This is a genomic window from Serpentinimonas raichei, from assembly GCF_000828895.1.
In the GTDB taxonomy this organism is placed as follows: domain Bacteria; phylum Pseudomonadota; class Gammaproteobacteria; order Burkholderiales; family Burkholderiaceae_C; genus Serpentinimonas; species Serpentinimonas raichei.
In genome coordinates this window covers 647,649-659,843 of sequence record NZ_AP014568.1, presented here as the reverse complement: position 1 = coordinate 659,843, position 12,195 = coordinate 647,649, and the positions used below count along the sequence as shown (strand labels likewise).

The window sequence follows — 12,195 nt, the reverse complement described above, 5'->3', positions numbered from 1 at the left end:
CATGGTCAGCGGGAGTAGACGTTGAGGCCGGCGAAGAAGAAAGCCACTTCGGCGGCGGCGGTTTCGGGGGCGTCGGAGCCGTGCACGGCGTTGGCGTCGATGCTGTCGGCGAAGTCGGCGCGGATGGTGCCCGGCGCGGCCTTCTTCGGGTCGGTGGCGCCCATCAGGTCGCGGTTCTTGGCGATGGCGTCTTCGCCCTCGAGCACCTGGATCATGACCGGGCCCGAGAGCATGAAGTCCACCAAGTCTTTGAAGAAGGGGCGGGCGCGGTGCACACCGTAGAACTGCTCGGCCTCGGCGCGCGAGAGCTGCACCAGTTTGGCGGCGACGACCTTGAGGCCAGCGGCTTCGAAGCGGCTGGTGATCTGGCCGATCACGTTTTTGGCGACGGCGTCGGGCTTGATGATGGAGAGGGTGCGCTCAATGGCCATGAGGGGTATCCTGAAAGGAGTCGTGTGGGGTGAGTTGGATTAAGCCCGTGATTCTAACCCGCTCTTAGCGCGGAGCACCGGGTTTGGGGCCGCGCGCGGCGCCGCGTTTGGGCCCTGGGCTGGGCGCGCGGGCGCTGATGCGGCCGGTGTTGCGCGGCATGGGCGCGCCATCGACCAGTTTGGGCGCGCTCGGGCGCGGCCCCTGGCTGCGGCCCCTTGAAGGCTGGCGCTTGGGCGGCGCCGGGGGCTGGAACTGGCGCGCGCGCGATTCCAGCGTGCGGTCCATGCCCGTGGCCTCGGTCAGGCGCGCCACGTCGCGCGCGTCGAGCTCCATCCACACCCCCCGGCGCAAGCCGCGCGGAAGCGCCACGGCCCCATAGCGGATGCGGATCAGGCGGCTCACCGCGTGCCCGAGCGACTCGAACATGCGCCGCACCTCGCGGTTGCGGCCTTCGGCGATCGTCACCCGGTACCAGCAGTTGGCCCCTTCACCACCACCCTCTTCGAGCGTTTGAAACTGCGCCGGACCGTCTTCGAGCTGCACCCCATCGAGCAGCTTTTGCTTTTCCTCCAGGCTCAAGGCACCCAGCACGCGCACCGCGTATTCGCGTTGCAGGCCAAAGCTGGGGTGCATCAGCAAATGCGCCAGCTCGCCCGAATTGGTCAACAGCAGCAGCCCCTCGGTGTTGATGTCGAGCCGCCCAACCGACTGCCACTTGCCGCTGTACAGGCGCGGCAGGCGGCGAAACACGGTGGGGCGGTTTTGCGGGTCGTCGTGCGTCACCACCTCACCGGCCGGCTTGTGATAGGCCAGCACGCGCGGCGGCAGCGGCGCGATGCGCAGCTTGATCGGGCGGCCATCGATGCGGATGGCGTCGCCTTGCTGGATGCGTTGCCCCACGTGGGCCGGCTCGCCGTTGACCGTGATCTGGCCTTGGGCGATCAGGCGCTCCATCTCCAGCCTAGAGCCCAGCCCGGCCTGCGCCAACACCTTGTGCAGCTTGGGCGCTTCGGCCTCGGGCTCCAGCACCCGCTTGGAGGGCTGCGCGGGCTCGTCGGGTGCGGGTGGCACCTGCAAATCGGCATCGAAGGCGCCCGAGACCACAGCCTCGAAGCCCACCGCAACGGCGTCTGGCGCAGGAATGGGTGCGGTGGCCGCTTCGGAAGCTGCTTCGGCGGGGCGGATGGAAGGGGTTTTGCGGTTCACTGGAGGGCTCATTCGGATGGCGGCATTAAAGGGGTGGCGTGGGCTGGGCGGCAGGGCGGCCGGGTGGCGGGGCAAAACCCGGCAACCTGGGCGCCGGCGTTTCTTTCGACCCACGCATCGGCTCAGCGGCGGCGGGCACCAAGGGCAGTTCGGCCAAGGACGGCAGGGCAAGGTCGCGCAAAAACTGGGGCGTGGTGGCGTACAAGGCGGGCCGGCCGGGCGTTTGGCGCTGCCCCACCACCTCAATCCAGCCGCGCGCTTCGAGTTGTTTCAAAATCCCACTGTGGATGCTGACACCGCGCAAATCTTCCATTTCGCCGCGCGTGACGGGCTGTCGATAGGCCACGATGGCCAAGGTCTCGAGCACGGCGCGGCTGTATTTGGGCGGCTTTTCGGGGTGCAGGCGCTCGAGGTAAGGCCGCACCTCCGCGCGGCTGCGAAAACACCAACCCGGCCCCACTTGGACCAATTCCAGCCCGCGCTCGGACCAGCTTTGCTGCAAGCCGTGCAAGGCCGCCTCCAGCGCCGCAGGTGCCACCTCGCCCTCGAACACGGCGCCGAGCTGCTGCAGCGAGACCGGCTCGGGGGCACACAGCAGCACGGCTTCTAGGAGCAGGGGCAGCGCGACAGGGTTCATGGCCATGGCTTGCCGATCAATCGTCGTCGGTGGCAACCGGCTCGGTGTCGAGTGCCCACAATGGCTTTGGATTGTAGTGCAGCCCCGCCGCTTCCAGGGCCTGCATCAGGTCGGGCGGGGCCGGGCAGTGCCAGTGCATCCACTGCCCGCTGTGGGGGTGGCGCAAGGCCAACTGGTGCGCGTGCAAGGCTTGCCGCTGCAAACCCAGCGCGGGCGGGCCGCCATAGAGCGGATCGGCCACCAGCGCGTGCCCCGACCAAGCCAGGTGCACCCGAATCTGGTGCGTGCGGCCGGTGTGCAGCTTGCAGCCCAGCAAGCTGCTTTGGCTGCCCACGGCCAGCGGCCGCACATGCGTCAAGGCCGGCTTGGCGCCCGAGTGCTCGGGGCCAAGGACGGCCATGCGCAGGCGCTGGCGCGGATCGCGCCCGATCGGCTGCTCGATCGCGTGCTCGGGCCCATGCCGCCACGCGCCATGCACCAGCGCCAGATAGACCCGATGCACCTGACGCAGGGCGATCTGGCGCACCAAGGCATCAAAGCAGGCCTGCGTTTTGGCCACCACCATCAGGCCACTGGTGTCTTTGTCGAGCCGGTGCACGATGCCCGCGCGCGGCAACATCGTCGCCCCCGCGTGGTGGGCCAGCAAGCCATTGAGCAAGGTGCCGCCCCAATGCCCAGCCGCCGGATGCACCACCAAACCCACCGGCTTGTCGAGCACCAGCAGGTGCGCGTCTTCGTACAGCGGTTGCAGCGCCATGGGCTCGGGCACAAAGGCGCTGGCTTGGGCGGTGGGGCGCAGCTCGATCTCGATGCGGTCGCCCACACGCAGCTTGTGGGCCGGTTTCTGGCACACGCTGGCATTGAGCCGCAAGGCCCCCTGCCCGATCAGGTTTTGCAGCCACGCCCGTGAAAGCGCTGGCAGCCGCGCCGCCAGCACCCGGTCGATGCGCTGGCCGTGCTCGCCGATTTCCGCCTCCCACTGGCGGCATTCAAGCGCATCCGGGGCGTCGTCGGCCTCCTCTTCGGTTGGCGCTGGCGGCGCCCCTACGGGCTCGCGCTGGCTTGACAACCCGGCCGGGTCGAGGGCTGCGCCAGCCAGCAGATGGGGCGGCGTCGATATAATGGGTTTCGTCAATCTTTGGTCCTGCTACGCGAAGGTATGCACACGATGTTTCTGAGCCGATTATCCGCTCTCGCCCCGGCGCGAGCCCGTGCAGGCCGTTCCTTTGCGGCGCTGGCCGTTGCGGTCGTGCTGCTGAGCGCCTGCGCCAGCGGCCCAACCGCCGATCCCACCGCCGACTGGAGCCCCAACCGCCTGCACGCCGAGGCCGTGGCCGAGCGCGAGCGGGGCAACTTCGAGCGCGCCATCACGCTGTTCGAGCGCCTCGAGGGCCGCGCCGCCGGCACCTTGCTGGCGCAGCAAGCGCAGCTCGAAAAAGCCTTCGCTCACTACCGCGCCGGTGAACAGGCGCAGGCCATCGCCACGCTGGACCGGTTCATGCGCCTGCACCCGGCCAGCCCGGCGCTCGACTACGCGCTCTACCTCAAGGGCTTGGTCAACTTCCAAGACAACCTCGGCTTTTTGGGCTTCTTGGCCAATGTCGATCTGTCCGAGCGCGACCAGCGGGCGGCCCGTCAATCCTTCGAGGCCTTTCGTGAATTGGTCGATCGCTTCCCCGAATCGCGCTACGCCCCCGACGCGCGGCTGCGTCTGGCGCACATCGTGAATTCGCTGGCGCAGTCCGAAGTCAACGTGGCGCGCTACTACTTTAGCCGTGGCGCCTACGTGGCCGCCATCAACCGCGCCCAGGTGGCGCTGACCGACTTCCAAGGCGTGCCGGCCGCCGAAGAAGCGCTCTACCTCAAATACCGCTCCTACCAGGCGCTGGGCATGACCGATCTGGCCGCCGATGCGCGCCGCGTGCTGGTGCTCAACTTCCCGCAAAGCGCCTTCTTGGGCCAAGGCGCGGCGGCCGAACGCGCCCCGTGGTGGCGCCTGTGGTAGGCCCGCAGCGGGCGCTTCCACGGCTGCTATTGCCTGCCTGAGCGGCCTTGCTGCGCCTTGGCGCCAGCCTGCGCCACCTGCGTGGTGATGTCCTGAATCTCGCGGTACAGCGGCAACAAGCGCTCGTACATCTGGCAGTACACACGGGCATACAGCTCGTCGTAGATCTGCCGGTTGTTGGCGTTGGGCTCGAAAGTTCGGCCGATGCGCGTCATGCTGGCAATCGCTGACGGGAAATTGGGGTGCAGCCCCAAGCCCACCGCGGCGTCGATCGCCGCCCCCAGGCCCGAGGTCTCGTACACATGGGGGCGCGCGGTCTCGAGCCCAAACACATCGGCCGTCAGTTGCATGGCGGCATCGCTTTGCGAGCCGCCGCCCGAGACGCGCAAGGCCGTGATCGGCACCCCGCTGCGCTGCTCGATGCGCTCCTTGCCTTGGCGCAGGGCATAGGCCAAGCCCTCCAGGATGGCGCGGTAAAAATGGGCCCGGTTGTGCACGTCGCTAAAACCGATCATGGCACCACGGGCTTCCGGCCCCGGATGGCGCAGCCCCGGCGTCCAGTAGGGTTGCAGCAGCAGCCCCATCGATCCCGGCGGCACCGCATCGACGAGTTGTTCAAACAGCGTCTCCACCGCCACCCCCTGCTCGGCGGCGCGCAGTTGCTCTTGCAAACCGAACTCTTCCTTGAACCAGTTCACCATCCAGTAGCCACGGAAAATCTGCACCTCGGTGCTGTAGTGGCCCGGCAGCGCCGCCGGATACGGTGGAATGAAGGGGCTGACCTCGACATAGCGCCGGGTGGTGCTGTTGATGGTGGCCGTGGTGCCATAGGAGAGGCAGCCGATGTGCGAGTCCAGGCAACCGGCCCCCAGCACCTCGCAGGCCTTGTCGGCGGCGGCGGCCAGCAACGGCAAGCCGACCGGAATGCCGGTCTGCTGCGCCGCGGCGGCGCTGATTTGACCCATCACCGTGCCGGGTGGAACCAGCTCGGGCAACATGCGGCGCTTGATCGGGGCCAGCGCCTGCCATTTCCAGTCCAGCGCGCCGGCCCAGCGCTGGCCCTTGTAGTCGAAGGGCAGGTAGCCGACCTGCGAGCCGATCGAGTCGATGAACTGCCCGCACAGGCGGTGGTTCAGGTAGCCCGAGAGCAGCAAAAACTTGTCGGTGCGCTGCCAGATGTCGGGCTGGTGGGCGGCAATCCAGTTGGCTTCGGCCTGGGCGATCACCTGATCGATGGTCTCACCCACCCCCAGCAGCCCAAAGCCGGCGCGCCACCACCAGCTCAGGCGCGGCACCTGCTCGGTGCGGCGCTGGTCCAGCCAGACCATCGCGGCGCGCAGGGGTTGGCCTTGGGCGTCGAGGTTGATCACGGTGCCGCGCTGGGTGGTGACCGACACCCCTTTGATCGACGATTTAGGCACCGGGCAGTTGACCCACAGCGCCTGACAAGCGGCGCACAAGGCGCTCCAGTAGCCCTCGACCGGGTGCTCGACCCAGCCGGGCTGGTCGGAGAAATACGCGGTCAGCGGCACCTGCGACTTGGCCACCAAGTTGCCTTGCAGATCGAACAGCAGCGCGCGCACGCTTTGCGTGCCGTTGTCGATGGCGAGCAGGTGTTCCAAAGCGGTCAGAGCAAAAAAGTTTAGAGCGCTGATTTTGCGCGTGGCGCATAAAAAAACCGGCCGCAGCCGGTTTTTATCACGCCAAGGCTGAACAGGACCGCCTTAAGCGGTTTCGCCCAGCACGCTGACGTTGACATCGACCACCACGTCGGTGTGCAAGGCCACTTGCACCGTGTACTCGCCCACGTTCTTGAGCAGGCCGTTGGGCATGCGCACCTGGGCCTTGTTGACGGCAAAGCCTTGGCGGCCCAGCGCGTCGGCGATGTCGTGGTTGGTGACCGAGCCAAACAGGCGGCCATCGACACCGGCTTTTTGCGACAGCTTCAGGCCCACGCCGCCGAGCTTGGCGCCCAGCTCTTGGGCGCTGGCGAGCTTGGCCGCAGCAGCCGTTTCGAGGTCGGCGCGGCGCGCCTGAAACTCGGCCACAGCGGCTTGGGTGGCGCGGCGGGCGCGCCCGTTGGGGATCAGGAAGTTGCGGGCGTAACCGTCTTTGACCTTGACCACATCGCCCAGGTTGCCGAGGTTGATGACTTTGTCGAGCAGAATGATTTGCATGATTGAGGCTCCTTGCGCTTAGACGCGGTGCTGGTCGGAGTACGGCAGCAGGGCAAGAAAGCGCGCGCGCTTGATCGCCGTCGTCACCTGACGCTGGTAAAAGGCACGGGTGCCGGTCAGACGGGCCGGGGTGATCTTGCCGTTTTCCGAGATGAAATCGCGCAGCACATCGACGTCTTTGTAGTCCACCTCGACCACGCCGGCCACGGTGAAGCGGCAGAATTTTTTGCGCTTGAACAAAAGCGACTGGGTGTTGCGCTTGGGGCGCTTGTCTTTATTGAAACGTTTCGGAGCTGGCATGATAATAGCTTCCTCAAATGAGTTTAAATTCTTGAATGTGCAACACGATCCCCTTGCCGTTGCGGGTGTGGGCCAAAAAGCCCTGTGCTTGCAGCAGCACCCCCAGCGGCAGCTTGGCCAGTGACTCGGCTATGGCACCAAAACCCACCGCCTTGAGCTGCAACGCCACCTGACGCTGCTGCCCCGACTCAAGCTGCAATGACTGGTGCTCGAGCAGCACATCGATCACGGGTATGGCAGCCGGGGTATAGCGCAGCGGGTTGCTTCCCACCACGGTGGCTTCTAGGTGCAGGCGGTTGTGCGGGTTGCGGGCCTCGGTTGCGGGTTCAGCCACGGGCAGCCACTTAAGCAGCGGCCTCTTGCTGATTGGCCTTGCGCGACTCTTCGCGCTCCACCGAGCGCATCATGGCCGATGGGCCGGTGTCGGCCTGCTTGCGCTGCACCACGAGGTGGCGCAACACGGCGTCGTTGAAGCGAAAGGCGTGGTCGAGTTCGGCCATCACGGCCTGATTGGCCTCGATGTTGATGCACAGGTAGTGCGCCTTCGACAGCTTGTTGATCTGGTAGGCCATTTGGCGCCGACCCCAGTCTTCGATGCGGTGGATCAGACCGCCGCCAGCGGCGATCATGCCCTTGTAGCGCTCCAGCATGGCGGGCACCTGTTCGCTCTGATCCGGGTGGATCAACATGATGATTTCAAAATGACGCATGCACACTCCTTGTGGATTTTCTCGCAACCAACAGAGCTGCGAGACAAAGCCGCCCCCAGCGTCGGTTGGGGTGCGGCAAGATAAGCTTGGAATTATAACCCGCTTCGCACCTGCTCCACAAGGGCCTGCACGCGCAGCGGCGGACGCCGCGTCACCAGGCTCACGGCCACCATGACGGCAAAGCCCACCGGCACCCCAAACACCCCGGCCGAAATCGGCTCGATCCCCCACCACAGATCGACCGGTCCCTCGACACCAAAGACCGAGCGCAGCCACGGCTGGGTGCTGATCATGTAGTACAGCGTGACCCCGAGGCCGCTGAGCATGCCCAGCACCGCCGCGCTGCCGGTGGTGCGTTTCCAGAAGATGCCCAGCACCAGCGCCGGAAAAAAAGCAGCCCCGGCCAGCGAAAACGCCGCCGACACCATGAACAAAATATCGGCCGGTTTTTGCGCCGCCACATAGGCCGCCGCCAGCGCCACCACCAGCAGCACCACCTTGGAGACCGTGACCCGCCGCGCGGTGGAGGCGTGCGGGTCGATCATTTTGTAGTACAGATCGTGGCTGAGCGCGTTGGCCATGGTCAGCAGCAGCCCGTCGGCGGTCGAGAGCGCCGCCGCCAGCCCGCCCGCCGCCACCAGCGCCGCAATCACATAGGGCAGGCCAGCGATTTCGGGTGCGGCCAGCACGATGATGTCGGAGCCGATGCTGATTTCGTTGAGCTGCAGCAGACCGTCGAGGTTCACGTCGCTGACGCGCAGCAGCTCGGCGTCGATGCGGCTCCAAGCCGCCACCCAGTCGGGCAACTGGTCAAACGGGGTGCCCACCAGCACATGAAAAACCTCGAACTTGACCATCACCGCCAGCGCCGGCGCGCTCACGTAGAGCAAGCCGATGAACAGCAGCGACCACGCCACCGACTGCCGCGCCGCCCGGGCATTGGGCACGGTGTAGTAGCGCATCAAGATATGCGGCAAGGCGGCGGTGCCCACCACCAGGCAAAACACCAGCGCCAAAAAGTTCAGGCGCGACTCGTGAAACGCCTGCTGCTCGGCCGGGCTGCCGTCGGGGTCGCCCGCAAAAGCCTGCGCGTGCGGCTGCATGCCGCCCAGCGGCAGCGATTTTTGCTGCGCCTCCTGCAACTGGCGCTCCCACAGCAGGCGGGCGCTGCGGGGGTCGCGCGGCAGCGCTGCCAAATCCTGCTCCGCTTGGGCAATCACCGATGGCGAGGCATTGAAATCGCGCAGCGCCTGCACCCGCTCGCGCGCCAGCACGCGCAAGCGCTCCAGCGCCAGCTCTGGGTCTTGCAGCCGCTCTTGCAGCAACAGGGCCTGCTGCTGGTAGATGGCGCGCACCTGCAACTCGGCCGGGTCGCGCATCAGCTCCTGCTCGCGCTCGGTGATCAGTTGCAACTGCTGCCCATAGACCAGTTGCGGCAACGGCGAACCGGTCTGCTGCACCGACAGCCACACCACCGGCACCAGGTAGGCGATGATCAGCACGATGTATTGCGCCACCTGGGTCCAGGTGACGGCGCGCATGCCACCCAAAAAGGAGCAAACCAAGATCCCGCCCAAACCCAGGAACACGCCGACCTCGAACGCCACCCCGGTCAGGCGCGAGGTGATCAGCCCGACGCCATAGATTTGCGCCACGATGTAGACGAAGGAGCACAGGATGGCGGCTGCGATGCCCAACAGGCGCGGCCACAGCCCGCCGTAGCGCTCGGCCAGAAAATCGGGGATGGTGAACTGCCCAAAACGGCGCAGATAGGGCGCCATGAAAAAGGCCACGAGGCAATAGCCACCGGTCCAGCCCAGCACGAACGCCAGCCCGCTGTAGCCATGCATGTAGAGCGTGCCGGCCAGACCGATGAAGGAGGCGGCCGACATCCAGTCGGCGCTGGTGGCCATGCCGTTGTAAAACGCCGGCACCCGCCGCCCGGCCACGTAATACTCGACCGGATCGACGGTGCGGCTCAGGATGCCGATCGCCGCATAGACCACGATGTTGCCCAGCAAAAAACTCATGCCGATCCAATGCCGCGGCAGCCCCATCTGCTCCAGCAACGCCAGACACCCCACAAACAGCAAAAACGCCCCGGTGTAGAGCAAAAAAACCTTGTGCAGTTGGCGTTCAAAGCTGCGCTGTGCGGTCGGCTTGGCGGGCGGCGAGCGTGGGGGCATGCTCATTTCAGTGGCGCCCGGACGCCCGAAGCCACTGAAGCGCCCCCTCGGGGGGCAGCGAGCGCAGCGCGCGTGGGGGTATGTTCACTTCAGTGGCGCCGGGGCTCGTGGATATCAGGCGGCTCGACCACCCCGTGGAGGTCGTCGAGCCGGTTGGCCGCCCAGGCATAGAACGCGATCAGCAGGCCATAGACCACGATCGCCCCCTGAGCCGCGACCCAAAAACCAAAGGGCCAGCCGAAAAAATAGAAATCCCACTCACGGGCGTAAAAACTCACTCCGAAAGTGACGCCAAACCAGACCAGCAGCAGCAAAAGCGTCAACGCCTTGATGCGGCGCCAGTACAAGGCCCGGTCGCGCATCAGGCCGCCTCCTGCTGCGTGCGGGTGCCCACCAAGGGATGCGCTGCCGCCCGGCCCGGCGCGGGCCCCCTAGGCTGCAACTCCTGTTGCAAAGCGGCCGCCACCCGGGGCTCGAAGCCGCGCAGGTGCGCGATCAGGGCTTGCGCCTGCTCGGGCCGCCCCAGCCGCTGCTGCAGCCGCGCCATCGCCGCGTGCGCGTGCGGGCTCCAGGGTTGCAGCGTGGCGTTGCGTTGGTAGGCCTGCAAGGCTTCGTCGAGCCGACCTTGGCGCTCGAGGCAGCGCGCCAGCCCAAACCAGGCCAGATCGAGCTGCGGCGCCAGTTCGGTGGCGCGCTCGAAAGCCAACCGGGCGGCCTCGTCTTGCTGCAACTGCTCCAGCAAGAAGCCAAGGTTGAAATGGGCTTGGCCGCTCTGGGGCCGCAGTTGCACACAGCGCCCTTGCCAGCGCAAGGCAGCGCGCGGGCGCCCGCTGCGGGCGCGCCAGTAAGCCAGCGCGGCGAGCGCGGCGGCGTCGAGGCGGTTGCGCCGCCAACACCACAGCCACACCCGCGCCCCCAAGCCCTGCCCACCCAGCAAGGTGGCCGCGCCCGCCAAGGCCGGCCCCAGCCCTTGCCACCCAAGGGCCGCCACGCGCGCAGCCATTAGCGGCATTGCTCCAACCCCACTTCAAGGCACCACTGGAGCTTGAGCACGGTGGCAGCCAACCACAGCCCCGTCAGCAGGCAAAAAGCCACCAGCGGCAGGTGCTGGCGCAGCACCCAGCGTGGCGTCAGCCAGCCCGCCACGGTCACGAACGGGCGGCACAGGGTGTCGAGCAACCACAGAAACACGTTCGATTCGAGCGCCTGCGGCGCCAGGCGGCGCAACCCAGCCACCAGCAGCCAGCGCCCGAGCAAGGCCAACAAGGCCAGTTCGGCAATCAGTTTGAGGGCGGTGGCGAGCAGCAACATGGGGCCACTCAAATACCGCCCTTGACCAGACGCAGCACCTCGCCTGCGTTCAGGGTGCGCGCGCGCGCCTGAATCTCGGGCAGGTGCTGCTGTTGCAGGTTTTTGGCCGGCCCCAGCAAACCCTGGAAAGTCTGGCGCAACACATCGGTGGACATCACGCGCCCACCGGCGTAGTAGCGCTTGGCCAACTGGCCCAGCGCGTAGGTGGTGGCAAAGGAAAACGCCACCCCGGTGGCGCGCCCGGCCAAGCCGCCCACCGTGCGCCCAGCCATCTTGCCGACCAGGCCACCGAGCAGGCGGCGCCCAAACTGCTCCAGGTACTGCGAACCCATCCCGACCCCGGCAGCGGCGATGAATTCTCGGATATGCCCTTGGTCCAGCGCCACCCCGTGCGCCTTGCCGATGCGGTACACCATCTTGACCTGCAAGGGGATGATGGCCACCGTGGCCCACGATTGCGGCAGCAGCTCCAGCGCGCCGTTGAGGATGGCGTAGCGCAGGATCATCGAATCCAGCGCCGGGTTGCCCGCCACGCTCTGAGGCTGATTTTGGGCCAGGCGCTGGGCCGGCTGCTGCGCCGGGTTGCGCCCCGACAGCGCCGCTGCACCCGCCACCCCGGCCGCCAAGGCCCCCACACCCGCCATGGCCATGGCGGCCTTGGGCGCTGCCGCCCATCCCTGCGCGGCCGGGGCCACCTCTGGGGTGCGCTCGTCGGCGTCCAGAAAATCGTCGGCATAGGCGGCTGCGGCCACCGAGTGCGTTTGCCGCTCCAGTTGCTCGAGCTCTTGCGCCACCGCCGTTCCGGTGAACCCAAGCTGTGCCCGCAGTTGCGACAAAAACGCCTGCTCGGCGGTGCTGGCCACGCCGTCGGCATCGCACACCGCCAGCGCCCACTCATAAGCCAGTTGGCGCTGCTCGGCGTCTTCGAGTTGCGCCACCGCCTGCGCCAGCGTGACACGCTTGAGCAGCGCATCCTGCAGCGCCTGCGACAGTTGCGCAGCGCCGGCCTCTGCGTCGAGCTGCTGCGCCAGCTCGCGGATGAACTGGCGCTCGCTGTCGGCCTTTTGGCCGTCGGCCATGGCGGCATGGACCAAAATCGTGAGCAGGGCGCGTTGGGGTTGCGGGTTCATGGCGGAAATCCTTGGTGGGTCAGACAATTCACATTATCCATCGCAGCTTCTCACAGCAGCGCCCTGTGGGTCACGCCAGCGGCACTGCCTGCTGCACCCTG

The 12,195-nt window shown here is 66.9% G+C and carries 15 protein-coding genes; 1 reads left to right on the top strand and 14 read right to left on the bottom strand.

All coding sequences use genetic code 11. From position 1 onward, the window contains the following. Window positions 1–5 precede the first annotated feature (5 nt). The 4 genes from ndk to SRAA_RS03150 form a co-directional block, all read right to left on the bottom strand. Window positions 6–431 (bottom strand): nucleoside-diphosphate kinase, encoded by a 426-nt coding sequence (gene ndk, locus SRAA_RS03165; protein ID WP_045530919.1) that lies wholly within the window; start codon window positions 429–431, stop codon window positions 6–8. A 64-nt stretch (window positions 432–495) separates the two neighbouring features. Next, window positions 496–1,650 carry a pseudouridine synthase gene (locus SRAA_RS03160; protein WP_082039872.1) on the bottom strand — a complete coding sequence of 385 codons (1,155 nt, stop codon included), beginning with the start codon at window positions 1,648–1,650 and terminating at the stop codon, window positions 496–498. 13 nt (window positions 1,651–1,663) lie between these two features. Beyond that, entirely contained in the window at window positions 1,664–2,275 is a 612-nt protein-coding gene (gene scpB, locus SRAA_RS03155; RefSeq protein ID WP_082040076.1) for an SMC-Scp complex subunit ScpB, read from the bottom strand. Window positions 2,276–2,291: 16 nt separating this feature from the next. Beyond that, window positions 2,292–3,410: an RluA family pseudouridine synthase gene (locus tag SRAA_RS03150; protein ID WP_231849320.1), complete on the bottom strand. Its 1,119-nt coding sequence runs from the start codon at window positions 3,408–3,410 to the stop codon at window positions 2,292–2,294. A 33-nt stretch (window positions 3,411–3,443) separates the two neighbouring features. On the opposite strand from SRAA_RS03150, the gene SRAA_RS03145 reads away from it, so the two are divergent. After that, window positions 3,444–4,280 carry an outer membrane protein assembly factor BamD gene (locus tag SRAA_RS03145; protein WP_045533184.1) on the top strand — a complete coding sequence of 279 codons (837 nt, stop codon included), beginning with the start codon at window positions 3,444–3,446 and terminating at the stop codon, window positions 4,278–4,280. Between the two features lie 26 nt (window positions 4,281–4,306). Here SRAA_RS03145 and SRAA_RS03140 read toward each other — a convergent pair whose 3' ends face one another. The 10 genes from SRAA_RS03140 to SRAA_RS03095 all read right to left on the bottom strand — a co-directional run bounded on the left by SRAA_RS03140 (window position 4,307) and on the right by SRAA_RS03095 (window position 12,094). Further along, window positions 4,307–5,902 carry an FGGY-family carbohydrate kinase gene (locus SRAA_RS03140; RefSeq protein WP_231849319.1) on the bottom strand — a complete coding sequence of 532 codons (1,596 nt, stop codon included), beginning with the start codon at window positions 5,900–5,902 and terminating at the stop codon, window positions 4,307–4,309. 102 nt (window positions 5,903–6,004) lie between these two features. Next, window positions 6,005–6,457 carry a 50S ribosomal protein L9 gene (rplI, locus tag SRAA_RS03135; RefSeq protein WP_045530915.1) on the bottom strand — a complete coding sequence of 151 codons (453 nt, stop codon included), beginning with the start codon at window positions 6,455–6,457 and terminating at the stop codon, window positions 6,005–6,007. A gap of 18 nt (window positions 6,458–6,475) precedes the next feature. Next, entirely contained in the window at window positions 6,476–6,757 is a 282-nt protein-coding gene (rpsR, locus tag SRAA_RS03130; protein WP_045530912.1) for a 30S ribosomal protein S18, read from the bottom strand. Between the two features lie 13 nt (window positions 6,758–6,770). Continuing rightward, window positions 6,771–7,091, bottom strand: coding sequence for a primosomal replication protein N (priB, locus tag SRAA_RS03125; RefSeq protein ID WP_045530910.1), 321 nt, complete (start codon window positions 7,089–7,091; stop codon window positions 6,771–6,773). Window positions 7,092–7,101: 10 nt separating this feature from the next. Next, window positions 7,102–7,467 carry a 30S ribosomal protein S6 gene (gene rpsF / locus SRAA_RS03120; protein WP_029462532.1) on the bottom strand — a complete coding sequence of 122 codons (366 nt, stop codon included), beginning with the start codon at window positions 7,465–7,467 and terminating at the stop codon, window positions 7,102–7,104. Window positions 7,468–7,559: 92 nt separating this feature from the next. Next, window positions 7,560–9,659 (bottom strand): sodium:solute symporter family protein, encoded by a 2,100-nt coding sequence (locus SRAA_RS03115; protein ID WP_045530908.1) that lies wholly within the window; start codon window positions 9,657–9,659, stop codon window positions 7,560–7,562. A gap of 83 nt (window positions 9,660–9,742) precedes the next feature. Then, window positions 9,743–10,015 (bottom strand): DUF4212 domain-containing protein, encoded by a 273-nt coding sequence (locus tag SRAA_RS03110; RefSeq protein ID WP_045530906.1) that lies wholly within the window; start codon window positions 10,013–10,015, stop codon window positions 9,743–9,745. Continuing rightward, window positions 10,015–10,656, bottom strand: coding sequence for a tetratricopeptide repeat protein (locus SRAA_RS03105; RefSeq protein ID WP_052467466.1), 642 nt, complete (start codon window positions 10,654–10,656; stop codon window positions 10,015–10,017). The genes SRAA_RS03110 and SRAA_RS03105 overlap by 1 nt, the downstream gene beginning before the upstream one ends. After that, on the bottom strand, window positions 10,656–10,964 hold the full coding sequence (locus tag SRAA_RS03100; RefSeq protein WP_045530904.1) for a hypothetical protein: 309 nt from the start codon (window positions 10,962–10,964) through the stop codon (window positions 10,656–10,658). The genes SRAA_RS03105 and SRAA_RS03100 overlap by 1 nt, the downstream gene beginning before the upstream one ends. Window positions 10,965–10,972: 8 nt before the next feature. Then, window positions 10,973–12,094 carry a YcjF family protein gene (locus SRAA_RS03095; protein ID WP_045530902.1) on the bottom strand — a complete coding sequence of 374 codons (1,122 nt, stop codon included), beginning with the start codon at window positions 12,092–12,094 and terminating at the stop codon, window positions 10,973–10,975. Window positions 12,095–12,195 lie beyond the last annotated feature (101 nt).

What these genes read in the sequence shown, in the direction of transcription:
- ndk (WP_045530919.1), bottom strand. Translation starts at nt 431, where the DNA reads ATGGCCATTGAGCGCACCCTCTCCATCATCAAGCCCGACGCCGTCGCC.
- SRAA_RS03160 (WP_082039872.1), bottom strand. Translation starts at nt 1,650, where the DNA reads ATGAGCCCTCCAGTGAACCGCAAAACCCCTTCCATCCGCCCCGCCGAA.
- scpB (WP_082040076.1), bottom strand. Translation starts at nt 2,275, where the DNA reads ATGAACCCTGTCGCGCTGCCCCTGCTCCTAGAAGCCGTGCTGCTGTGT.
- SRAA_RS03145 (WP_045533184.1), top strand. Translation starts at nt 3,444, where the DNA reads ATGTTTCTGAGCCGATTATCCGCTCTCGCCCCGGCGCGAGCCCGTGCA.
- rplI (WP_045530915.1), bottom strand. Translation starts at nt 6,457, where the DNA reads ATGCAAATCATTCTGCTCGACAAAGTCATCAACCTCGGCAACCTGGGC.
- rpsR (WP_045530912.1), bottom strand. Translation starts at nt 6,757, where the DNA reads ATGCCAGCTCCGAAACGTTTCAATAAAGACAAGCGCCCCAAGCGCAAC.
- rpsF (WP_029462532.1), bottom strand. Translation starts at nt 7,467, where the DNA reads ATGCGTCATTTTGAAATCATCATGTTGATCCACCCGGATCAGAGCGAA.
- SRAA_RS03115 (WP_045530908.1), bottom strand. Translation starts at nt 9,659, where the DNA reads ATGAGCATGCCCCCACGCTCGCCGCCCGCCAAGCCGACCGCACAGCGC.
- SRAA_RS03110 (WP_045530906.1), bottom strand. Translation starts at nt 10,015, where the DNA reads ATGCGCGACCGGGCCTTGTACTGGCGCCGCATCAAGGCGTTGACGCTT.
- SRAA_RS03105 (WP_052467466.1), bottom strand. Translation starts at nt 10,656, where the DNA reads ATGGCTGCGCGCGTGGCGGCCCTTGGGTGGCAAGGGCTGGGGCCGGCC.
- SRAA_RS03100 (WP_045530904.1), bottom strand. Translation starts at nt 10,964, where the DNA reads ATGTTGCTGCTCGCCACCGCCCTCAAACTGATTGCCGAACTGGCCTTG.
- SRAA_RS03095 (WP_045530902.1), bottom strand. Translation starts at nt 12,094, where the DNA reads ATGAACCCGCAACCCCAACGCGCCCTGCTCACGATTTTGGTCCATGCC.